Raw genomic sequence first — 22,870 nt, forward strand, 5'->3', positions numbered from 1 at the left:
CGTGCGAGCGACGCACAATGTATCAGGACATTCGAAAGCGCGATTTGGAACATTAGACTGGATCGCACTACATCATCAATGATGAGGCGTGCGATCCATGTCCCTCCTGTCGCTGTCCGACGTCTACCGCGCGCGCCGATGCATCGCCGGGCATGCGTGCGTCACGCCGCTCGTCGCGTCCGCCGCGTTGTCCGCGCGGGTCGGCGCTTCCGTTCACCTCAAACTCGAAACGCTGCAGCCGACCGGCAGCTTCAAGCTGCGCGGCGCGACCAACGCGCTCGCCGAACTCGCGGCACGGCGCGTGACGCGCGTCGTCACCGCGTCGACCGGCAATCACGGCCGTGCGGTCGCGCATGCGGCGCGCACGTTCGGCATCGAGGCCGCCGTCTGCATGTCGTCGCTCGTGCCGGCGAACAAGGTCGACGCGGTCGCCGCGCTCGGCGCGCGGGTCGTGATCGCCGGCGACAGCCAGGACGATGCGCAGGCCGCGGCGCGGCGCCTCGTGCGCGACGAAGGCTACGCGTACGTGCCGCCGTTCGACGATCCGCGCATCATCGCCGGGCAGGCGACGATCGGCGTCGAGATTCTCGAAGCGCTGCCCGATACGTGCACGCTCGTCGTGCCGCTGTCCGGCGGCGGATTGTTCAGCGGCGTCGCGTTTGCCGCGAAGGCGATCCGGCCCGCGATCGAGGTGATCGGTGTGTCGATGGCGCGCGGCGCCGCGATGCACGCGAGCCTCGCGGCCGGACGACCGGTCGCCATCGATGAACAGCCGACGCTTGCCGATTCGCTCGGCGGCGGCATCGGCCTGGACAACCGCTACACGTTCGACATGACGCGCGCGCTGGCCGACGACGTCGTGCTGCTCGACGAGCCGGCGATCGCGCGCGGCATCGCACATGCGTACCGCGAAGAGCGCCTGGTCGTGGAAGGCGCGGGTGCGGTCGGCATTGCCGCATTGCTGGACGAACGGATCGCGCACCGCGATCGCGGCGGTCCGATCGTCGCGATCGTCAGCGGCGCGAACATCGACATGGCCGTGCATCGCCGGCTCGTTTCGGAGAACTGACATGGCCCATCCCGTCACGCTGCTCGGGCAGGCGCAACTGCGCGCACTGGTCCCGCTCGATCTCGCCGCGATCGACCAGGTCGAGGCCGCGTTCGCGTCGCTCGCGACCGATGCGGTCGCGATGCCGCCGATCCTCAATCTCGCGCTGCCGGCGCGACACGGTGAGGTCGACGTGAAGACCGCGTATCTGCCGCGCTTCGACAGCTTCGCGATCAAGGTCAGTCCCGGCTTCTTCGACAACCCGTCGCTCGGGCTGCCGAGCCTGAACGGGCTGATGCTCGTGCTGTCCGCGCGCACCGGCCTGACCGAGGCCGTGCTGCTCGACAACGGCTACCTGACCGCCGTGCGCACCGCGGCGGCCGGCGCGGTGGCCGCGCGCCGGCTCGCGCGCGCCGATGCGCGCCGCGCGGCGATCATCGGCGCGGGCGAACAGGCGCGGCTGCAGCTCGACGCGCTGATGCTCGTGCGCGATATCGCGCACGTGACGGTCTGGGCGCGCGACGCCGAGCGTGCCACGCGCTTCGCGGCCGACGTGCGTGCCGCGCACGGGATCGACGCGGTTGTCGCGCGCTCGGTGCATGCGGCGCTCGCCGACGCGGACATCGCGGTGACGACCACTCCCAGTCGAGAGCCGCTCGTGCACGCCGAGGATCTGCATCCGGGGTTGCACGTGACGGCGATGGGCTCGGACGCCGACTACAAGACCGAACTCGCGCCGTCGGTGTTCGGCGCGGCGCGCTACTTCTGCGACCGGTTGCAGCAGACCCGTGCGGCTGGCGAACTCGCGCACGCGATCGCCGCCGGTGTGGTCGCGCCCGACGCGGTGTTTCCGGAACTCGGCGAAGTGATCGCCGGGCAGCGCGAGGGCCGCACCCATCGCGACGACATCACGATCTGCGACCTGACAGGCACCGGCGCGCAGGACACCGCCATTGCCGTGCTCGCGCTGCAGCGCGCCCGCGCGGCCGAGGTGGGCACGACTTTTCACAACGACCTCACGACTTGAGAGGAGACAGATGTCCGCAGTCATCGAAACCCACGAAGCCGCGCCGCGCCTCGCGTTCGAGCGCAGCGAGTATGCCGCGCGCATCGCGAAGACGCGCGCGGCCATGCAGCGGGCCGGCATCGACCTGCTGATCGTCACCGACCCGACCAACATGGCCTGGCTCACCGGCTATGACGGCTGGTCGTTCTACGTGCACCAGTGCGTGCTGCTGCCGATGGACGGCGAGCCCGTCTGGTACGGCCGCGGCCAGGACGCGAACGGCGCGAAGCGCACCGTGTTCATGGCGCACGACAACATCGTCGGCTATCCGGATCATTACGTGCAGTCGACGGCCCGCCACCCGATGGACTTCCTGTCGACCGAGGTGATCGCCGCGCGCGGTTGGAGCATGTTGCGCATCGGCGTCGAACTCGACAACTACTACTTCAGCGCGGCGGCGTATGCGTCGCTGCAGAAGCATCTGCCGGCCGCGCGCTGGGTCGATGCGACGGCGCTCGTGAACTGGCAGCGCGCGGTGAAGTCGCCGCGCGAGATCGAGTACATGCGGGTCGCTGCGCGGATCGTCGAGCGCATGCATGCGCATATCGTCGACACGATCGAGCCCGGCATGAAGAAGAGCGATCTCGTCGCGCAGATCTATGCGACCGGGATCGGCGGCGCGGACGGCTTCGGCGGCGACTATCCCGCGATCGTGCCGCTGCTGCCGACCGGCGCCGACGCGGCCGCGCCGCATCTCACTTGGGACGACACGACATTCGCGCGCGGCGCGGGCACGTTCTTCGAGATCGCGGGCTGCTACCGCCGCTATCACTGCCCGCTGTCGCGCACCGTCTATCTCGGCAAGCCGCCCGCGCACTTCGTCGAAGGCGAGCGCGCGGTAGTCGAGGGGATCGAGGCGGGGCTCGCCGCCGCGAAGCCCGGCAACGTGTGCGAAGACATCGCGAACGCGTTTTTCGCGGTCCTGCGCCGTGCCGGCATCGAGAAGGACAGCCGCTGCGGCTACCCGATCGGCGCGAGCTACCCGCCGGACTGGGGCGAGCGCACGATGAGCCTGCGCCCGGGCGATCGCACGGTGCTCGAACCCGGCATGACGTTCCATTTCATGCCGGGCCTTTGGCTCGACGACTGGGGGCTGGAGATCACCGAAAGCATCCTGATCACCGAGACCGGTGTGGAGACGTTCTGCAACGTGCCGCGCAAGCTGTTCGTGAAGGAGTAGGGCGATGCGTGCTTCTCCGATCACGCCGACCGTCGATTTCGACGCGGACGGCGAACAGCATGGCTTTTTGAAGCTGCCTTACTCGCGCGACGATTCCGCGTGGGGCGCGATCATGATTCCGGTGACCGTCGTGAAGCGCGGCGACGGGCCGACTGTGTTGCTGACCGGCGGCAACCACGGCGACGAATACGAAGGGCCGGTCGCGCTGTCGAAGCTTGCCGGCTCGCTGAAGGCGGCCGACGTGACCGGCCGCGTGATCGTCGTGCCGTTCATGAACTACCCGGCGTTTCGCGCCGGCTGCCGCACGTCGCCGATCGATGCAGGCAACCTCAACCGCAGTTTTCCGGGGCGTCCGGACGGCACCGTCACCGAGAAGATCGCCGACTACTTCCAGCGGCATCTGCTGCCGCTCGCGACGCACGTGCTCGATATCCATGCAGGCGGCCGCACGCTCGATTTCGTGCCGTTCGCGGCGATCCACGTGCTGGATGACCGCGACCAGGAAGCGCGCTGCGAACGCGCGATGCGCGCGTTCGGCGCGCCGTACTCGATGCGCATGCTGGAGCTCGACAGCGTCGGGCTTTTCGACACCGCGGCCGAGGCAGCCGGCAAGGTGTTCGTGTCGACCGAGCTCGGCGGCGGCGGATCGTCGACGGCCGCGAGCGTCGCGATCGCCGAGCGCGGCGTGCGCGGCTTTCTCGCGCATGCGGGCGTGCTCGCGAACGGCGACGGCGAGCGCGGCCGCACGCGCGCCGCGCCACGCATGACCACGCTGCTCGACATGCCGGACGGCTCGTGCTTCACGACCAGCGAGCATCGCGGTCTGCTCGAGATGTGCCGCGATCTCGGCAGCGAGGTCGACGCGGGCGACGTGCTCGCGCGCGTGCACGACATCGACCGAACGGGCGTCGCGCCGGTCGAATACGTCGCGCGGCGGCGCGGCCTGCTCGCGGCCCGGCACTTCCCGGGCATCGTGCAGGCCGGCGACACGATCGCGGTGGTCGCCGACATCGTCGAGCGCAACATTCCGGTGGCCGCATGAGGATGCGCACGACGTGATCAAGCTCGACCGATACGACCTGGCGATCCTGCGCATCCTCGAGCGCGACGGGCGCATCACGAAGTCGAAGCTCGCGGAGGCCGTGAACCTGTCGATCTCGCCCGCGTGGGAGCGCGTGCGCAAGCTCGAGGAAAGCGGCGTGATCCGCGGCTATCGCGCGGACGTCGACTGGATCGGCACGTTCTCGGGCAGCCGCATCGTCGTCGAGGTGACGCTGTCGCGTCATACCGCGCCCGACATGCGGCGCTTCGAGGATCGGGTGAGCGCGGCGCCCGAAGTCGCGCAGTGCTATGCGACGGGCGGCGGCGTCGACTACGTGCTGCACGTGGTCGCGCGCGACATCGACCACTACCAGCGCTTCATCGATGGTCTGCTGATGGACGACCTCGGCATCGAGCGGTACTTCACGTACGTCGTGACGAAGGTCGTGAAGTGCGAATCGGGCGGCGCGCCGGACTGGCACTGAAACTTCGCGCGAACGCGGGCCAATACGGAAAAAACCGCAAGGCGTGGGCGCCGAAACCGAAATTTCCGCACCCGGCGGCACGACAGAATGAAGCTCGTGCCCACCCAAACGAGGAGACGCAGCATGCTGCCCGGACACCCCGTTCTGTTCAAGTCGACGTGCTACGTCGACGGTCGCTGGATCCACAGCGACAGTGCCGCGACGGTCGCCGTCGTGAACCCTGCCGATCAGACCGTGATCGGCCATGTGCCGATGCTCGAGCGCGCACAGATCGTCGCGGCCGTCGACGCCGCGCAGTGTGCGTTCGACACGTGGCGCTGGACGCCGCAAGCCGTGCGCAGCGCGGCGCTGCTGCGCTGGCATGCGCTGATCCTGCGGCATCTCGACGATCTCGCCGCGTTGCTGTCGCTCGAGCAGGGCAAGCCGCTCGCCGAGTCGCGCGGCGAGATCCGTTATGCGGCGAGCTTCGTCGAGTGGTTCGCAAACGAGGCGAAGCGCGTTGCGGGCCGCACGATCCCGTCGCACATCGACGGCGCGCATCTCGGCACGCTGATGGAGCCCGTCGGCGTCGCGGCGCTGATCACGCCGTGGAATTTTCCCGCCGCGATGATCACGCGCAAGGCCGCCGCCGCGATCGCGGCCGGCTGTGCGGTGGTGGTGAAGCCCGCGCACGAGACGCCATTTTCGGCGCTCGCGCTCGCGCAGCTCGCCGACGAAGGCGGTTTCCCGGCCGGTGTGTTCAACGTCGTGCTCGGCGAGCCGCAGATGGCGATGGAAACGCTCGTCGGCGATGCGCGCGTGCGCGCGGTGAGCTTCACCGGATCGACGCGCGTCGGGCGGCTCGTCACCGAGACCGCCGCCAAGGCCGGCATTCGCAAGGTCGCGCTCGAACTGGGCGGCAATGCGCCGTTCATCGTGACCGAGGACGCGGACCTCGAGCAGGCGGTGCGGATCGCCGTCGGCGCGAAGTTCCAGACCTCCGGCCAGGACTGTTGCGCGGCGAACCGGATCTTCGTCGCGCGCCCGCTCTATGAAGCATTCGTCAACCGCTACGCGAACGCGGTGCGCGAACTGAAAACCGGCCCGGCGTTCGAGCCGGATGTCGACGTCGGTCCGCTGATGCACCAGGCCGCGTTCGACGCGACGGCGGCACGCGTCGACGACGCACGTGCACGCGGCGCGCGCATCGTCACGGGCGGGCGGCCGCACGCGCTCGGCGGCTGGTTCTACGAACCGACCGTGATCGCGGATGCCGCACCCGGCATGCGCGTGTACGACGAGGAGAACTTCGCGCCGATCTCGGCGGTGTGTGCGTTCGACACGCTCGATGAAGTGGTCGACAAGGCCAACGACACCGAATACGGCCTCGCCGCCTACGTGTGCGCGAAGCGCATCGACACGATCTTCCAGCTCGTGCGGCGGCTCGATTTCGCGATGGTGTCGGTCAACGGCGTGAAATTCACCGGCGCGCCGATCCCGTTCGGCGGGATGAAGGCGTCGGGCCTCGGGCGCGAAGGCGGCGCCGAAGGGTTCGAACCGTTCACCGAAACCAAGTATTTCTGCCTCGGCAATCTCGGCCTGCCCGTCGCGGCGACGGCCTGACCCATTCAAAGGAGCCCATCATGAAACAATCGATCGACGCACTGCTGCGCGAGGACCGCGCCCACTTCATGCATCCGTCGACGCACGCATACGACCACGAGACCGGCGCGCTGCCCGGCAAGATCGTGCGCGGCGCGCAAGGCATTCACATCGAGGATCACCACGGCAAGCGCTATATCGATGCGTTCGCCGGCCTCTACTGCGTGAACATCGGCTACGGCCGCACCGAAGTCGCCGACGCGATGTACGCGCAAGCGAAGCAGCTCGCGTACTACCACACGTATGTCGGCCACTCGTCGGATGCGATCATCGAACTGTCGTCGCGCATCATCGACTGGGCGCCGGCCGGGATGAAGAAGGTTTACTACGGGATGTCGGGTTCCGACGCGAACGAGACGCAGGTCAAGATCGTCTGGTACTACAACAACGTGCTCGGCCGCCCGAACAAGAAGAAGATCATCTCGCGCGAGCGCGGCTATCACGGCTCCGGCATCGTGACCGGCAGCCTCACGGGCCTGCCGAGCTTCCACCAGCATTTCGACCTGCCGATCGACCGCGTGAAGCATACGGTGTGTCCGCACTGGTATCGCAAGGCGCCGGCCGGCGTGAGCGAAGCGCAGTTCGTCGCGTACTGCGTCGACGAACTCGAAAAGCTGATCGCGCGCGAAGGTGCCGACACGATCGCCGCGTTCATCGCGGAGCCGGTGATGGGGACGGGCGGCATCATCGAGCCGCCGGCCGGCTACTGGCCCGCGATCCAGGCCGTGCTGCGCAAGCACGACATCCTGCTGATCTCGGACGAAGTCGTCTGCGGGTTCGGGCGTCTGGGCTCGAAGATGGGCGCGCAGCACTTCGGGATCGCGCCCGATCTGATCACGGTCGCGAAGGGGCTGACGAGTGCGTATGCGCCGCTGTCGGGCGTGATCGTCGGCGAGAAGGTGTGGGACGTGATCGCGCGCGGCTCGCAGGCGCACGGGCCGATGGGGCACGGCTGGACGTATTCGGGCCACCCCGTGTGCGCGGCCGCCGCACTCGCGAACCTCGCGATCCTCGAACGCGAGAATCTGGTCGGCAACGCTGCCGAAGTGGGCGCGTATTTCGGCGCGAAGCTGCGTGACGCGTTCGGCGCGCATCCGCTCGTCGGCGAGGTCCGCAGCGTCGGGATGCTGGCGGCGCTCGAATTCATGGCCGACAAGGATGCACGCACGCCGTTCGATCCGGCGCTGAAGATCGGCGCGCAGGTATCGGCCGCGGCGCTGCAGCGTGGCGTGATCGCGCGCGCGATGCCGCACGGCGACATTCTCGGCTTCGCACCGCCGCTCGTGATGACGCGGGCGGAAGCCGACGAGATCGTCGGTATCGTGAAGGAAGCGGTGGACGAGGTCGCGGAGCGCAATGTTTCGATCGTAGCCTGAGTTTTCTGTGGGTCCGATGCGCGCGCAAGCGCGCGAAGTGACGCCGTCGCACGGAAGTGCGGCGGCGTTTTTGCTTCACGTGGGATCATTCGCGAAAGCGGTGCTTCTTGCCACGACGCAACACCATCGCATCAATCGCTCGAACATCGTCAATATGGTCCGCACGGCGCCCGCTGCGTTCCACGCGTCACTCAGTAGTCCCACACGACAGGGACGAAGCGGAAGCCGTCGCCGTCTCTCGCAATGTGGCCTATCGACGGAAACGCGACATGCGCCGCAGCCAGCATCGCGCCGGTTTCGGCGGCTTCGTTGAACAGCGCGATCCGGACGTTGGTAGCCGCTTGCGGATCGTGCTCGAAGCCGTTTTGCCAGTCTGGATGGTCGAAGTTCACTTCGAAGATCGCGTCGCCCGCGAACGTCAGTCGTTCGCCGTTCGATGCGATATCGACCACGCAGTGTCCCGGCGTATGGCCGCCGGTCACGCGCGCCGATAAGCCGGCCGCAACTTCCACGGTGTGGTCGAACGGTACGATGTGCTCGCGATACAGCTCCACGAATCGCGCCGCGGCCTTGCGTAGCGCGGGCGGGACGGTTTCCGGCATCACCGTCTTGCTGAAGTCCGGATTCTTCCAGAACGCCAATTCCGCGGCCGACACGTGAATGCGCACGTCGGGGCTCAGCCGGGCCTTGACGCCGTCGACGTTCAGGCCGCCGACGTGATCCATATGCATGTGGGTGATCACGATGTCGGTGATCGCGGCGAGATCGATGCCTGCGGACTCGAGACGCATCACCGACCGTCCCGCGCGCGTGAAGTATTCGAAGCCGTCGCCCATGCCCGAGTCGATCAGGATCAGGCGATCGGCGCTGCGCACCAGCGCGATATTCAGCGCCCAGTCGAACATGTCGCGTTGCAGGAACCGTCCGTCGAACCATTCGTTGCGGTCCGCCTCGCTCACATTGGTGGACATCGTGGAAGTCGGTAGCGACAGAACGCCGTCGCTGATCAGCACGACGTCGACGTCGCCGATGCGCACCGCGTAGCGGGATGGAACGAGCTCACCAGCCGCTTCCTTGCCAAGAGGGGGCGTTACCGGCCGCACGTTGTGGATTGATCCGTTCATGTTCAATCGTCCTCTTCATCGAGTGGGGCTTTCCACGCTGCGCAGCGCGGTTCGCGCGCGATCGTGCATGATGCGCTTTTCGTGTCGCGCGCATGCCGATCGAGCATGTCGGCGATTGTAGGTAGGCCAGGCGAACGCCTGAAGCACCGCGCCTGCGAACATCGTGTTGTCCTCGCGCCAACAATCCGCCGGCGGGTTCATGGCGCTGAAATGCACATCGCCCGCCGTCCGTCGTCGGACCGCGGGCGATGCAAGGGATGCCGTTTATGGGAGCGGCGCGCGCGCCGCATCCGGTATCAACCCGGCTGTCGCCCGGGCACCGTCTCGCCGCGCAGCGAGCATCCGCACGTCTCGATCACCCCCGACAGCGCCACCAGCCCGATCGCACAGGCCGCCATCATGTAATACGCGGGAATCAACGCATTGCCGGTCTTGCCGATCAGCCAGTCGTTGATGATCGGCGCGGTGCCGCCGAACAGCGACGTCGACACGTTGTACGCGATCGCCATGCCCGCATACCGCACGTGGGTCGGGAACATCGCCGGGAACATCGCGGAGATGGTCGCGAGCTGCGGCACGTAAAGCAGGCCCAGCACCGCGAAGCCGACGAATGCACCGAGCACGCCGTGCGTCATCAACGTGAACATCGGCACGGCCGCGACGAACAGCCCGACCAGCGAGATCCACCACATCGCCTTGCGGCCGACGCGATCCGACAGCCAGCCGGCGAACGGCAGCAGCACCATCATCGCGAGCATGCCGATCAGCGGAATCAGCAACGACATGTTCTCGCTGACGCCGAGCTCCTTGTGCATGTAGGTCGGCATGTACGCGAGCAGCACGTAGTTGACGACGTTCAGTGCGACGACGAGCCCGCCGAGCAGCAGCAGCGGCCGCGCGTAGCGGACCAGTAGTTGACCGATCGGCAGCGCGGTCGCGGCGGTGCTCTGCTCGCGCCGGTGCGCCTGCTCCTCGAGTTCGCGGAACACCGGCGTTTCCTCGAGGCGCGAACGCAGATAGAAGCCGACCAGCCCGAGCGGCGCCGCGACGAGGAACGGCAGGCGCCAGCCCCACGCATGCATCGCGGTGTCGCCGAGCAGCAGCGCGAAGCCGAGCATCAGCAGCGCGCCGAGCGAGAACCCGGCAAGCGTCGCGAATTCGAGGAAGCTGCCGCACAGGCCGCGTCGCGAATCCGGCGCGTATTCGGCGATGAAGGTCGCCGCGCCGCCGTATTCGCCGCCGGTTGAAAAGCCCTGCACCATGCGCAGCACGATCAGCGCGGCCGGCGCGAGCCAGCCGGCGCTCGCATAGGTCGGCAGCACGCCGACGAGCAGGGTCGCGCCCGACATCGTGAGAACGGTCAGCGCGAGCACGCGCTTGCGGCCGAGGCGGTCGCCGAGTGGGCCCCAGAACAGGCCGCCGAGCGGGCGGATCAGGAACGAGATCGCGAAGGTGCCGAGTGCGAACAGCGTCGCGCTGGCCGTGTTGCCGGGAAACAGCGCGGCGGAGATGTAGGCGAGTCCGTACGCGTAAATCCCGTAATCGAACCATTCGGTCGCATTGCCGAGGGCGGCGGCCGCGATCGCGACCCGCGGCAGGCAGTGCGGCTCGTCGCCGCGGGAAGCCGTCTCGTCCGGAACGGACGTGGCGGCGGAAACGGAAGTCCACGATGGCACGTATCGCATGAGGGGTCCTCGCTATCAGCGTGCGCCCGGGCGGGCGCCGACGAGGATCAAAGTAATCCCGCCAATTAGCGATGCCCGATGTCATAGGACGATGTGGGGATCGGGGTTTTCCCGTGCCGTGGTCGCTGTTTACCGCACGTACGGCAGCAACGCGCGCAGCCAGCACGCGACCGCCACCGCGCCGCCATCCGGCGTGCCGATCGCGCGTTCGCCGAGATAGCTCGCTCGCCCCGCGCGCGGCGTCATGCCGGCCGTTCGCTGCGCGCCGTGTTCCGCCGCCTCGACGGCTTGCGCCCATGCGTCAGCTGGGGCGCGCTCATGATCGAGCGCGCGATCGAACGCATCGGCGGCCGGCACCAGCGCATCGAGCATCGTCCGGTCGCCGGCACGTGCGCCGCCCAATTCGGAGATCGCGTCCACCGCGCTGCGCAATGCCGCGGCCCAGTCGCGCGCCGAGGGTGCGGCGGTATCCGAAGCATCGACGAGGCGCCGCGACGCGCGCAGCAGCGCGGTCGCATAAAACGGTCCCGAGCTGCCCGCGATCGCTCGGCGCAACGCGGTGCCCAGCGCCGCAAGCGTGCTGGCCGGCGTCCCGTACGCGGCTTCCGGCAATGCGAGGATCGCCTGCGCGGCGCGATACATGCTCGCGCCGAGATCGCCGTCGCCCGCGGCCGTGTCGAGCTCCGTCAGCGTTGCTTCGTTGTCGATCAACGCTTGCGCGACCGCGTGCAGCGCCGGCCGCAGCCGCGCTGCCCACGCGTGGCCGGCCGCATCGAGCGGCGGCAGCGGCTGGTCGGGCGCCGCTGCCGCCGCCACCTGGATGTGCGCGTTGACCGCGCCGACGCCGGGCCATGCACGCGCCTGCGTCGGCGCGTCGAGCAGGGCGGCGCGTTCGTCGTTCAGCCGCAGCAGCGAGATCGAGCAGCCGGGCATGTTCAGCGCCGACAGGAACGTGCCGGCCCAAGCCCGCGCGACGGCGATGCCGCGCCGGCTCAGGTTGTCGTACGCGGCGCGCAGCACGATCGCCAGTTCCATGTCCGGCGTCGCGCCGAGACCGTTGACGAACAGCGCGACGCGTTCGCCGCGATCGAGCACGAGGTCGGCGACGATGCTCGACAGCAGCGTCTCGACCAGCGCGTCGGCCGGCAGCGGCGCGGTGCGTTCGACGCCTTTCTCGCCGTGGATGCCGAGGCCAAGCTCGATCTCGTGATCGGCGAGGCTGAACCCCGACTTGTCGGCGCCGGGGATCGTGCAGCCGTCGAGCGCGACACCCATCGTGCCGAGTTCGGCGGCCGCGTCGCGCGCGATTGCCGCGACGCGGGCGAGCGGCAACCCGCGCGCAGCGGCCGCGCCGGCCAGCTTGTGGATCAGCACGGTGCCCGCGATCCCGCGTCGTTGCCCGCGTTCGACGCGGCCGCGCAGCGACACGTCGTCGGCGACGATCACGGTCTCCACGGGAATGCCCTCGGCGCGCGCAAGTTCGGCGGCCAGCCCGAAATTGAGGCGGTCGCCGGTGTAGTTCTTCACGATGAGCAGCGCGCCGTTCGGGCCGGCGCACGCGCGGATCGCGGCGAGCACGGCGTCGGTGGGCGGCGACGTGAACACCTCGCCGCAGACGGCCGCGCTCAGCATCCCTTCGCCGACATAGCCGCCGTGCGCGGGCTCGTGGCCGCTGCCGCCGCCGGACAGGATCGCGACGGGGCGCTGCGACGGCTCGGGCAACGGCCGGCGCACGAGCACCTGCTCGTCACCGAGGATCGCGACATGCGGCGACTGCCGCGCGATGCCTTCGAGCATTTCGCGCACGACATCGGACGGGTGGTTCACGAGCTTTTTCATGGCAACGGGTTCCTGACGGTGGGACGAAGCCCGGCGGCACGCATGCCGTGCCGCCGGGCTTCGAACTTTGGATGGTAGACGGCGCGCTCAGAAAGCGGCGCGCCGCGCGGCCGGCGTTACGTAACATCGAAGCATTCGTAGCACGAATGTAACGAAAACAGAGCCGCTCATGGGGGCCGAAACGTATCGAGCATGATTGCGGGCAGCACTCGCACGGGCGCGCTGAGGCTGGCGTTGCGGCGGGCAGGCCCGTTCGCCTGGCGCCAATGGCATGGAAAATGCTGTTTCTCCCCCGGTCCTCAATCGAACATTTCCATCGCCCGGACCGCGAGGAGACCACCATGTATCGAACCCGCATTGTCACGTCCGCGGCGTTGCTCGCCGCCGCCGGCATGCTGGCCGCCTGTGGCGGCAACGACGTCGCCGCGCCGTCGAGCGCGAACGCGAGCACCAGCGGCGCAAGCATCGCCGGCAATACGCCGGGCAGCAACACCTCGGACGGGGGCTGGGGCACCAGTGGCGCCCCCGGCACCCGTGGTGTCGTGAGTACTGCCGGCGCGCTCGCGATCGGCGTCGGCTCGACCGTCGGTGCGATATCGTTGCCGGTACTCGGGAATACCGTGACGCGCAGCGCGGGCGACACGATCTCGAGCGTCAGCACGATTTCGCGCGCCGCGACCGATGCGCTCAGCGACGGGCTCGGCAAGATCGGTTCGACGTCGAACCCGGTCGGCACGGCGGTCGCCGGCCTTGGCGACGTCGTCGGCGCGACGGCGAATCCGGTCGCGGGCCTCGCGCAGACCGTCCGCGCGCTCGGCTCGGGGCCGCTGGCGCCGCTCGCGCCGGTGACGACACCCGTCGGCGCGGTGCTCGACACCGTGGCCGGCGGACTCGGCACGGCAGGCAACACGGTCGGCGCGACGCTGGCGTCGGGCGCCGTGCAACAGGTCACGCAGCCGCTCAGCTCGGCCGTCACGCCGCTCGTCATCACGGCCGGCCAGGCGACGCAGCAGATTGGCGCGACCACGGGCCTCGGGCAGCCGGTGGCCGGTCTGCTCGGGCAAGTCGGCAGCGCGCTGGCGACGACGGGCTCGCGGATGGGGTCCGTTTCGTCGCAGCCGGCCGTCGGCGCGGTGGGGGCGCTCGTCGGCGCGCTCGGCAATACCGTCACGAACGCGGGTGGACTCGTGAACTACAACGGCCCGAACGGCGTCGCGCCGATTCCCGGCCTGATCGTGAGTCTCGCGGGCGCTTCCATCACCACCGTGCAGAACGGTCCGTCGAACGGTTCGAGCGCGTCCGGCCCGCTCGGCGGCGTGCTGTCGGGGCTGGGCTCGACGCCGCTCGGGTCGCTGACCGGTGCGCTCGGCGGCACGACCGGTGCCGGTGCGGCGAGCCCGCTGGCGCCGGTGGCGAATCTCGTGTCGTCGGTCACTGGCACGCTCGGTGGCGCGGGGGGCGTGGCCGGCTCCTCGGCGAATCCGCTCGCGCCCGTTACGTCGTTGCTCGGCGGCGTGACGGGCGTCGTCGGGAAATAGTGGCGTACTGCACGGCGAGCGGCTGGACCACGCGCTGCTCGCCGTGGGGAAGGCGAGCAGCGCATCGGCCTGGCCGGTCCATGCCGCCGATGGATTGCCAAAAGCCGAAGCTTCGGGCGCCCGCATCGCCGACGCGCGGCGCCGCGTGCTGCAGCGCGATCGTGCTTACTTGAGTGCTGCGATCGCCTTCGCGCGAATCAGCCGCGCACGCAGCACGTTCCGGCTGATGCCGAGCAGTCGCGCGGCCTGGACCTGATTGCGGTGACTGAAGTCGAACGCGACCCGCATCACGGTGTCCTCGATGCGTTCGAACAGGTTCTCGTGCGGCTCGTCGAACAGCGCGCACAGTGCCAGTTCGAGCGCTTCCTGACCCGGCACGCGGCCCGCCGCTTCCCGCGCGCCGGCAACCACGACCCGCACGCATGACGTCGACAGGTTCAGGTCGGTGTCCTGCAGCGCATCGTGGCGGCTCACCAGCAGCGCGTGATGGATCACGTTCTCCAGTTCGCGGATATTGCCGGGCCACGAATGCGCTTCGAGGCGGCGCGCCGCGCGCGGGTCGATGCTGCGCGGCCCGTGGCCGACGCGGCTGCGGTATTCGTCGAGGAAGTGGCGCGCGAGCGGCACGATGTCGCCCGGCCGTTCGCGCAACGTCGGCACGTCGAGCCGCACGACGTTGAGCCGGTAGAACAGGTCGGCGCGAAACCGTCCGTCCGCCACCGCTTGCTGCAGGTCGACGTTGGTCGCGGCCACCACGCGCACGTCGATAGGAACGCCCGTGCGCGAGCCGAGCCGCACGACCTCGCGCTCCTGCAGCACGCGCAGCAGCTTGACCTGCATCGACAGCGGCAGGTCGCCGATCTCGTCGAGAAACAGCGTGCCGCCGTTCGCGGCTTCGAACCAGCCGGGCTTCGCGCCGACCGCGCCCGTGAATGCACCTTTCTCGTGACCGAACAGTTCGCTGTCGACGAGCGCGTCGGAGAGCGCGCCGCAGTTCACGGCGACGAACGGGCCGCCGCCGCGATGGCTGACGTCGTGCACGTGGCGCGCGATCAACTCCTTGCCGGTGCCGGTCTCGCCGGCGATCAGCACGTTCGCGTCGCTCGGCGCGACGAGCCGCACGCGTTCGAGCAGCGCGAGCGAACGCGGATCGACGAACATGGGCGTGCGGGTGCGGGCTCGCGCATGGTGCGTGGAGCGCTCGAGAACGGGCGCGCCGCGCGATTCGTCCGGCTGCGCGGTGACGACACGAAGGTTGACCGGGCGCGGCGTTGCAAAGAGAGAAGTCATGGCGATGAGGACGTAAGTCGATCGAACGGTTCGAACCAGCGTCGACTGGCGCCGCAGTCCGGTTGCTGCCTGATCAGCAGAGTGTTCAGTGTTTTGCGCCGCACGGGAAACATCGATTTCTGATAACGAAAGCCGGATTGCTGCGCAGGATGCAACGGCGCGGAAGCGCGCTGTCGCGACAGCGGATTCGACGTCATCGCGTTCGATGCAATGGTGTCCGATCGCGGCGATCCGCCGAATGGCGGGCGCGAATCTGCTGATCGAGCAGCAGCGCATCAGCAACGCTGTTTCCGTCGGTTCATCGCGCTGCGGAATATCGATGCGATGCGGCTGGCGAAACGCTTTCCATGACTGGTTATTTGGCCGCGAAAGCTTTGACAGATGGGCGATCGAATGAAACTTCGTGATGCAGATGATCTGCGCGATCGTGCATCCGTCGACAATGGCACGCTCCTTGCGAACCCGACCTGCATCCGCGCGCTTGTCGCCGCCGCGTAGCCCGTCTTTCGTTTTTCCCCTTCGATCAGGACCTCTCATGAGCATTCACGAACCAGCAGCCGACGGCGTCAAATTCGCGTACTGGGTGCCGAACGTCAGCGGCGGCCTCGTCGTCAGCACGATCGAGCAGCGTACCGACTGGAGCCTCGAGTACAACCAGAAGCTCGCGCGCACGGCCGAGGCGGCCGGCTTCGACTACGCGCTGAGCCAGATCCGCTTCACGGCCGGCTATGGCGCCGAATTCCAGCACGAGTCGGTCTCGTTCAGCCAGGCGCTGCTGCATGCGACGACGAAACTGAAGGTGCTCGCCGCGATCCTGCCGGGGCCGTGGCATCCGGCCGTGGTCGCGAAGCAGCTCGCGACGATCGACCACATTTCCAATGGACGCATCGCGATCAACGTCGTCAGCGGCTGGTTCAAGGGGGAATTCACATCGATCGGCGAGCCGTGGCTCGAGCACGACGAACGCTATCGGCGCTCGAAGGAATTCATCCAGGCGCTCAAGGGCATCTGGACGCAGGACAATTTCACGTTCAAGGGCGACTTCTACCGCTTCAACGATTACACGCTGAGCCCGAAGCCCATTCAGAAACCGCACCCGGAGATATTCCAGGGTGGCAGTTCGCGCGCGGCGCGCGACAACGCGGCGAGCGTGTCGGACTGGTACTTCACGAACGGCAATACGCCGGAGAACCTGAAGGCGCAGATCGACGACATCCGCGCGAAGGCCGCCGCGAACGACCATCGCGTGCGGATCGGCGTCAACGCGTTCGTGATCGCGCGCGACACCGAGGAAGAGGCGCGGGCCGTGCTCGACGACATCGTCCGGCACGCACACGTCGAGGCCGTGCATGCGTTCGGCGATGCGGTGAAGGAGGCCGGCAAGGCGTCACCGGAAGGCGAGGGCAACTGGGCGAAATCCACGTTCGAGGATCTCGTGCAGTACAACGACGGTTTCCGCACGAACCTGATCGGCACGCCGCAACAGATCGCCGAGCGGATCGTCGCGCTGAAGGCGATCGGCGTCGATCTCGTGCTCGCCGGGTTCCTGCATTTCATCGAGGAAGTCGAGTATTTCGGCAAGCGCGTGTTGCCGCTCGTGCGCGAGCTCGAAGCGCAGCGGCAGGCAGTTGCCGCGTGATGCGCGCGGGTGTGCAGGACGTGGCGATCGTGTGAACGTCACGGCCGGCGCCGCGTGCCGCCGGCCGTCGACGAACGCTGCGTCACGACGAGCGGCGCGGGCCGGGCGTGAATTCATCCGATCCGCGTCCTGCCGCCCGCGTCACGCCGCACCCGCCATTTTCGATGCCTCGACGAGCATCTGCACGCCGAGGCCACCGAGCACCGCGCCCATCGCCCAGCGCTGCGCGAGCAGCAGCGCCGGACGCCCATGCAGGTATTTCGCGATGCCGCTCGAGCAGATCGCGACCAGCCCGTTCGCCGACGCGAACGCCGCGATCAGCAACGAACCGAGAAAGAGCGACTGGCCGAACACGCTGCCTTGCCGGTAATCGATGAACTGCGGCAGCAGCGACACGAACAGCATCGCGAGCTTCGGATTCAGCACGCTGGTCGTCGCGCCCATCGCGAGCAGCCGCAGCGGCTGCTCGTTCGGCAGTGTCTTCACCTCGAACGGCGACCGGCCGCCCGGCCGGACCGCCTGCCACGCGAGATAGAGCAGATACGCGGCGCCCACCACGCCGAGCACGGTGCCCGCGTACGGCACGCTCAGGAACAGCGTCGTGATCCCGAACGCGGCGCCGAACATGTAGAACAGATAGCCCACCATCACGCCCGCCAACGAAATCAGCCCGGCGGTGCGCCCCTGCGCGATCGAGCGCGACATCACGTAGACCATGTTCGGCCCCGGCGTGATCGCGAGCATGCCGCCGATGACCAGGAATCCGTAGAGCGAGCCGGAGGTGTGCATGGTTGCTGCTTCCCGCGATGAATGTCGATGGCATTCATTGTCCAGCGATGGAGGCAGCCAGTAAAACGGGATAAACTGAATCGATTGATCAGATTTTCTGAATGCCATGAAGAAGCTCGATCTCGATGTGCTGGCAATGGTGGTGGCGGTGACGGAGTCCGGCTCGTTCGCGCAGGGCGCGCAAGCGGTGCACCGGTCGCCGTCGGCGGTGAGCATGCAGATCAAGGCGCTGGAGGATGCGCTCGGCAAGCCGCTGTTCATTCGCGACACGCGCAACGTCACGGCCACCGACGACGGCCGCATGCTCGCCGATTACGGCCGCCGGATGCTGGCGATGCGCGACGAGGCGTGGGCGTCGGTCGTGCGCCCGGAGATCCGCGGGCGCGTGACGATCGGCGTGCCGGACGATTACATCTCGTCGCTGCTGCCGCAGGTGCTCGGCAAGTTCGCCGCGATGCATCCGCGCGTCGAAGTGCGCGTGATCGGCCAGCCGAGCAGCGCGCTCGTGCCGATGCTGAAGGACAACACCGTCGACCTTGCCTGTCTCACGCGCATCAAGGGCGTGAGCGGCGAACTGGTGCGGCGCGAGCCGATCGTGTGGACGGGCTCTGCAAAACGGAACGTGTGGGAAGAGCGGCCGCTGCCGGTCGCGTTCTTCACGCACGGCGGCAGCATGGCGCGCGATCACGCGATCAAGGCGCTGAACCGGCAGAAGATTCCGTTCCGGATGTCATACGAGAGCCCGAGCTTCCTCGGCTTGCTCAGCATGGTCGAGGCCGGCCTCGCGGTCGCGCCGCTCGCGCGCTGCAGCATTCCCGCGCATCTGGTTCAACTGTCGCCGAACGAAGGGTTGCCGCCGCTCGACGCGCTCGACGTCGTGTTGGCGCGCAGCGCGCAGTCGGCGCGCCCGCCGTGCGATTACCTCGCCGAACAGATTCTCAATGAATGGCGCGCGTGATCGCGCGGTCCGTCCGCCCGCGCGTCAGCACGATTTCAGCAGCCATTCCCGAAACGCCACCAGCGACGGCAGCGTGTCGTTTTCCGGCGGATACACGAGGTAATAGCTGCGCTGGCTGGTGATCGCATCGCCGATCGACACCAGTTCGTTGCGGCTCAGCTCGTCCTCCACCAGCACCTTCGGCACGAGGCCGATCCCCATTCCGGCCCGCACGGCCTGGATCAGGTGCGACGTCAGTTCGAAGCTGGGACCGATCCGCATCTCGCGATGATCGAGCCCGAAATGCGAGAACCATTCGGCCCACGCGTGCTGATTGCTCGTCACGCCCAGCAGCGTCTGCCCCACCGCCCACGCCGGCGCACGCGGGCCGGCCTTGCGGCGCCCGGCCGCCGCATCGGGGCTCGCGATCGCGATCAGGAACTCGTTGTACAGCCGGTGCGCGTGCAGGCCGGGCCAGTCGCCCGCGCCGACGGTGATGGCCGCGTCGAGGTCGTCGGAGTGGAAGTCGATGCCGCCGATCCGCGAATGCAGGTGCACGGTCACGCCCGGATGCGCGGCGTAGAAATCGTGCAGATGCGGCAGCAGCCATTTGGAGCCGAAGGTCGGCAAGGTCGCGAGCCGCAGCGTGCCGGCGCCGGCCTGATGCGACATCGCCTGCAGCGTCGCACCGCGGATGCGCCCGAGCGCGCCGCTCAGCTCGACGAAGTAGCGCCGTCCGACTTCCGTCAGTTTCACCGAGCGGCCCTCACGCCGGAACAGCGGCACACCAAGCTGATCCTCGAGCGTCTGGACCTGCCGGCTGATCGCGCTCTGGCTCAGCGACAGCTCGTCGGCCGCGCGCGTGTAGCTTTCGTGGCGCGCGGCGGCTTCGAACACCAGCAGCAGCGACATGGACGGGGTCAGGCGGCGGTAATTCATGAGTTTTATGCAAGTTTTGCCGGGGGAGAATTCGTTTGTTTCTCGCGATGATTCGCAAGATACTGGATTTCCGCGTTGCGGGGAATCTTGCTCAAAACTCATGTTTCCGAGCGAAGCCACGCGCCGCTCCATCCACATTGCGCTTTCATCCCATGTCGATCGCTTCGTTGCCCCGTCCCGTCAGCCCGTCCGAGGGGCGTTATCGCGACTTTCTCGCCGCCCTCCAGGCGGCCGGATTCGCCGGTGAAATCCGCGCGGACCATGCGAACCGGACCGTACAGGCGACCGACAACTCGATCTACCAGCGCCTGCCTCAGGCGGTGGTCTGTCCCGCGCATGCGGACGACGTGCGGCTGCTCGCGCGCCTGCTTGCCGAGCCCGCGCACCGCGACGTCGCCGTGGCGGCGCGCGGTGGCGGCACGGGCACCAACGGGCAGTCGCTGACCGACGGCGTGGTCGTGGATCTGTCGCGCAACATGAACCGGATCCTGGAAATCAACGCCGGCGAGCGCTGGGTGCGCGTGCAGGCGGGCGTCGTCAAGGACCAGCTCAACGCCGCGCTGAAGCCGCACGGCCTCTTTTTCGCGCCCGAGCTGTCGACGTCGAACCGCGCGACGGTCGGCGGAATGATCAACACCGACGCGAGCGGGCAGGGCAGTTGCACGTACGGCAAGACGCGCGACCACGTGCTGGCGCTCGACTTCGTGCTGTTGGGCGGCGAGCAGCTGCACAGCGACGCGCTCGCCGATGACGAACTGGAACGCCGCTGCGCGCGGCAGGACCGCGTCGGCAAGGTGTATCGCACCGCGCGCCGCATCAGCGACGAAAAGGCCGCGCTGATCGACGCGAAGTTTCCGAAGCTCAATCGCTGCCTGACCGGCTATGATCTCGCGCACCTGCGCGAACCGGACGGCCGCTTCAACCTGAACAGCGTGCTGTGCGGCGCCGAAGGCTCGCTCGGTTTCGTCGTCGAGGCGAAGCTGAACGTGTCGCCGATCCCGAAGTATTCGGTGCTCGTCAACGTGCGCTACGCCGGCTTCATGGACGCGCTGCGCGATGCGCGTGCGTTGCTCGAGCTCAAGCCGCTGTCGATCGAGACGGTCGACTCGAAGGTGCTGATGCTCGCGATGAAGGATTTCGTGTGGAGCAGCGTGGCCGAGTATTTTCCGCAGGACGATGCGGGTCCGACGCTCGGCATCAACCTGATCGAATTCAGCGGCGACGATGCCGACGACGTCGATGCGCGCGTGCGCGCGTTCGTCGAGCATTTGCGCACCGACACGAGCGTCGAGCGGCTGGGCCACACGCTCGCGACCGGCGACGATGCGGTGAAGCGCGTGTACGCGATGCGCAAGCGCGCGGTCGGCCTGCTCGGCAACGTGCAGGGCGAGGCGCGTCCGCAGCCGTTCGTCGAGGACACCGCGGTGCCGCCCGATAATCTCGCCGCGTACATCGCCGAATTCCGCGCGCTGCTCGACGGCCACGGGCTGCAGTACGGGATGTTCGGCCACGTCGACGCGGGTGTGCTGCACGTGCGCCCGGCGCTCGACATGAAGGACCCGAAGCAGGCCGCGCTGGTGCGGCCGGTGTCGGACGCGGTGGCCGAACTCACGCAGCGGCATGGTGGCCTGTTATGGGGCGAACACGGCAAGGGCGTGCGCTCCGAATATGCGCCGGCGTTCTTCGGCGAGCTGTATCCGTCGCTGCAGCAACTGAAGGCCGCGTTCGATCCGCACAACCAGTTCAACCCGGGCAAGATCGCGACGCCGCCGGACAACACGTTGCGGCTGCTGAAGATCGACGAAGTGCCGACGCGCGGCGACCACGACCGGCAGATCGACGAGCGCGTGTGGCAGAGCTACGGCACGGCGATGCACTGCAACGGCAACGGCGCGTGCTACAACTTCGATCCGGACGACGCGATGTGCCCGTCGTGGAAGGCGACACGCGAACGCGTGCAGTCGCCGAAGGGGCGCGCGTCGCTGATGCGCGAATGGTTGCGTCTGCAAGGACAGGCCGGCGTCGACGTCGTCGCGGCGGCGCGCGCGCGACGGCCGTTCCTGCGCGGCCTCGTTGCGCGCTGGTGCAACAGCCGCGCCGCGCGCGACGGCGAAGCCGACTTCTCGCACGAGGTGTACGACGCGATGGCCGGCTGCCTCGCGTGCAAGTCGTGTGCGGGGCAATGCCCGGTCAAGGTCAACGTGCCCGAGTTCCGCTCGCGTTTTCTCGAGCTGTATCACCAGCGCTACCTGCGGCCGCTGCGCGACTACCTGATCGGCTCGCTCGAATTCACGATGCCGTGGATGGCGCGCGTGCCCGCGCTGTACAACGGCCTGATGCGTGCCGGCTGGGTGCGCACGCTGCTCGAGCGGCACGTCGGCATGGTCGACAGCCCGCTCCTGAGCCGCTTCGACCTCGCGGCCGTGATCCGGCAGTGGAACGTGCGGCCGGCCGATCCGCGGGCGCTCGCCTCGCTGGACGAGGCGCAGCGTGCGCGCAGCGTCGTGATCGTTCAGGATACCTTCACGCGCTATTTCGACACCGAGCAACTGGCGACGCTGATCGAGCTGGCCGCGCGCGTCGGCTTCCAGGTGTGGCTCGCACCGCTCGCGCCGAACGGCAAGGCGCTGCACGTGCAGGGCTTCCTCCGCGCGTTCGAGCAGGCGGCGATTCGCAATGCGACGCAACTGGCCGCGCTCGCGCGATCGGGTGTCGCGCTCGTCGGCCTCGATCCGGCGATGACGCTCACATATCGGCAGGAATACCTGAAGGTGACGGGGCTCGCCGACGTGCCGAAGGTCGCGCTGCCGCAGGAGTGGCTGCTGCACGCGCTGCCGGAAGCCGCGGCGGGCGCGGGTTCGGGCGGCGTATCGGCGGCGTATCGGCTGCTGCCGCATTGCACCGAGAAGACCAACGCGCCGGACAGCGGCAAGCAGTGGGCGCAGGTATTCGCGCGTCGCGGGCTGCGCCTGGCGGTTCAGGCGGCCGGCTGCTGCGGGATGTCGGGGACGTACGGGCACGAGGCGCGCAACCTGCAGACGTCGCAGGCGATCTATGCGCAATCGTGGGCCGCGCATGTCGATGCGCCGGACGAGGCGGGCGAAGCGCTGGCGACCGGGTATTCGTGCCGCAGCCAGGTGAAGCGCATGTCCGCGCGGCAGGTGCGTCATCCGCTGCAGGCACTGCTCGATCACGTGCGTGCGGCGGGGTGACGGGCGGCGGTGAGTGTGATGCGGCAGCGCGCGCGCCGGAA

At 68.3% G+C, this 22,870-nt stretch carries 18 protein-coding genes; 12 read left to right on the forward strand and 6 right to left on the reverse strand.

The window, feature by feature from the left end:
• Positions 1-97 precede the first annotated feature (97 nt).
• The 7 genes from eutB to ACV22W_RS28040 all read left to right on the forward strand — a co-directional run bounded on the left by eutB (position 98) and on the right by ACV22W_RS28040 (position 7,837).
• The gene (gene eutB / locus ACV22W_RS28010; RefSeq protein WP_448022725.1) at positions 98-1,069 is read left to right on the forward strand and encodes a hydroxyectoine utilization dehydratase EutB; all 972 of its coding nucleotides are present in this window, start codon (positions 98-100) and stop codon (positions 1,067-1,069) included.
• Between the two features lies 1 nt (position 1,070).
• Complete coding sequence (locus ACV22W_RS28015; RefSeq protein WP_448022726.1) at positions 1,071-2,075, forward strand: cyclodeaminase; 1,005 nt, start codon at positions 1,071-1,073, stop codon at positions 2,073-2,075.
• A gap of 10 nt (positions 2,076-2,085) precedes the next feature.
• Positions 2,086-3,294: an ectoine hydrolase DoeA gene (gene doeA, locus ACV22W_RS28020; RefSeq protein WP_448022727.1), complete on the forward strand. Its 1,209-nt coding sequence runs from the start codon at positions 2,086-2,088 to the stop codon at positions 3,292-3,294.
• A 4-nt stretch (positions 3,295-3,298) separates the two neighbouring features.
• Positions 3,299-4,336, forward strand: a complete 1,038-nt coding sequence (gene doeB, locus ACV22W_RS28025) for a N(2)-acetyl-L-2,4-diaminobutanoate deacetylase DoeB (RefSeq protein WP_448022728.1) — start codon at positions 3,299-3,301, stop codon at positions 4,334-4,336.
• Between the two features lie 13 nt (positions 4,337-4,349).
• Complete coding sequence (locus ACV22W_RS28030; RefSeq protein ID WP_059530774.1) at positions 4,350-4,820, forward strand: Lrp/AsnC family transcriptional regulator; 471 nt, start codon at positions 4,350-4,352, stop codon at positions 4,818-4,820.
• Between the two features lie 123 nt (positions 4,821-4,943).
• Positions 4,944-6,422 (forward strand): NAD-dependent succinate-semialdehyde dehydrogenase, encoded by a 1,479-nt coding sequence (locus ACV22W_RS28035; protein WP_448022729.1) that lies wholly within the window; start codon positions 4,944-4,946, stop codon positions 6,420-6,422.
• A 20-nt stretch (positions 6,423-6,442) separates the two neighbouring features.
• A complete protein-coding gene (locus ACV22W_RS28040) occupies positions 6,443-7,837 on the forward strand; it encodes an aminotransferase (RefSeq protein ID WP_448022730.1) in 1,395 nt (464 codons plus the stop codon).
• Between the two features lie 191 nt (positions 7,838-8,028).
• Here the strand turns inward: ACV22W_RS28040 and ACV22W_RS28045 are convergent, their stop codons facing one another.
• The 3 genes from ACV22W_RS28045 to ACV22W_RS28055 all read right to left on the reverse strand — a co-directional run bounded on the left by ACV22W_RS28045 (position 8,029) and on the right by ACV22W_RS28055 (position 12,485).
• Positions 8,029-8,961 carry an MBL fold metallo-hydrolase gene (locus ACV22W_RS28045; protein WP_448022731.1) on the reverse strand — a complete coding sequence of 311 codons (933 nt, stop codon included), beginning with the start codon at positions 8,959-8,961 and terminating at the stop codon, positions 8,029-8,031.
• 296 nt (positions 8,962-9,257) lie between these two features.
• A complete protein-coding gene (locus ACV22W_RS28050) occupies positions 9,258-10,646 on the reverse strand; it encodes an MFS transporter (protein WP_448022732.1) in 1,389 nt (462 codons plus the stop codon).
• Positions 10,647-10,775: 129 nt separating this feature from the next.
• Positions 10,776-12,485, reverse strand: coding sequence for a dihydroxyacetone kinase family protein (locus ACV22W_RS28055; protein ID WP_448022733.1), 1,710 nt, complete (start codon positions 12,483-12,485; stop codon positions 10,776-10,778).
• A 341-nt stretch (positions 12,486-12,826) separates the two neighbouring features.
• Between ACV22W_RS28055 and ACV22W_RS28060 the strand changes: the two genes are divergently transcribed.
• A complete protein-coding gene (locus ACV22W_RS28060) occupies positions 12,827-14,023 on the forward strand; it encodes a collagen-like triple helix repeat-containing protein (RefSeq protein ID WP_448022734.1) in 1,197 nt (398 codons plus the stop codon).
• 165 nt (positions 14,024-14,188) lie between these two features.
• On the opposite strand, the gene ACV22W_RS28065 is transcribed toward ACV22W_RS28060, so the two are convergent.
• A complete protein-coding gene (locus ACV22W_RS28065) occupies positions 14,189-15,313 on the reverse strand; it encodes a sigma-54 interaction domain-containing protein (RefSeq protein ID WP_448022735.1) in 1,125 nt (374 codons plus the stop codon).
• An 88-nt stretch (positions 15,314-15,401) separates the two neighbouring features.
• Here ACV22W_RS28065 and ACV22W_RS28070 point away from each other — a divergent pair, with 88 nt between their 5' ends.
• On the forward strand, positions 15,402-15,710 hold the full coding sequence (locus ACV22W_RS28070) for a hypothetical protein (protein ID WP_448022736.1): 309 nt from the start codon (positions 15,402-15,404) through the stop codon (positions 15,708-15,710).
• 138 nt (positions 15,711-15,848) lie between these two features.
• On the forward strand, positions 15,849-16,952 hold the full coding sequence (sfnG, locus tag ACV22W_RS28075; protein WP_448022737.1) for a dimethylsulfone monooxygenase SfnG: 1,104 nt from the start codon (positions 15,849-15,851) through the stop codon (positions 16,950-16,952).
• A 141-nt stretch (positions 16,953-17,093) separates the two neighbouring features.
• Here sfnG and ACV22W_RS28080 read toward each other — a convergent pair whose 3' ends face one another.
• Positions 17,094-17,741 carry a LysE family translocator gene (locus ACV22W_RS28080; protein ID WP_448022738.1) on the reverse strand — a complete coding sequence of 216 codons (648 nt, stop codon included), beginning with the start codon at positions 17,739-17,741 and terminating at the stop codon, positions 17,094-17,096.
• Between the two features lie 106 nt (positions 17,742-17,847).
• Between ACV22W_RS28080 and ACV22W_RS28085 the strand changes: the two genes are divergently transcribed.
• On the forward strand, positions 17,848-18,699 hold the full coding sequence (locus tag ACV22W_RS28085) for a LysR substrate-binding domain-containing protein (protein ID WP_448022739.1): 852 nt from the start codon (positions 17,848-17,850) through the stop codon (positions 18,697-18,699).
• Positions 18,700-18,723: 24 nt separating this feature from the next.
• Here the strand turns inward: ACV22W_RS28085 and ACV22W_RS28090 are convergent, their stop codons facing one another.
• The gene (locus ACV22W_RS28090) at positions 18,724-19,617 is read right to left on the reverse strand and encodes a LysR substrate-binding domain-containing protein (RefSeq protein ID WP_448022740.1); all 894 of its coding nucleotides are present in this window, start codon (positions 19,615-19,617) and stop codon (positions 18,724-18,726) included.
• 152 nt (positions 19,618-19,769) lie between these two features.
• Between ACV22W_RS28090 and ydiJ the strand changes: the two genes are divergently transcribed.
• Entirely contained in the window at positions 19,770-22,829 is a 3,060-nt protein-coding gene (gene ydiJ, locus ACV22W_RS28095; protein ID WP_448022741.1) for a D-2-hydroxyglutarate dehydrogenase YdiJ, read from the forward strand.
• The last annotated feature ends 41 nt before the right edge of the window (positions 22,830-22,870 follow it).

This window comes from Burkholderia sp. AW49-1 (assembly GCF_053427845.1).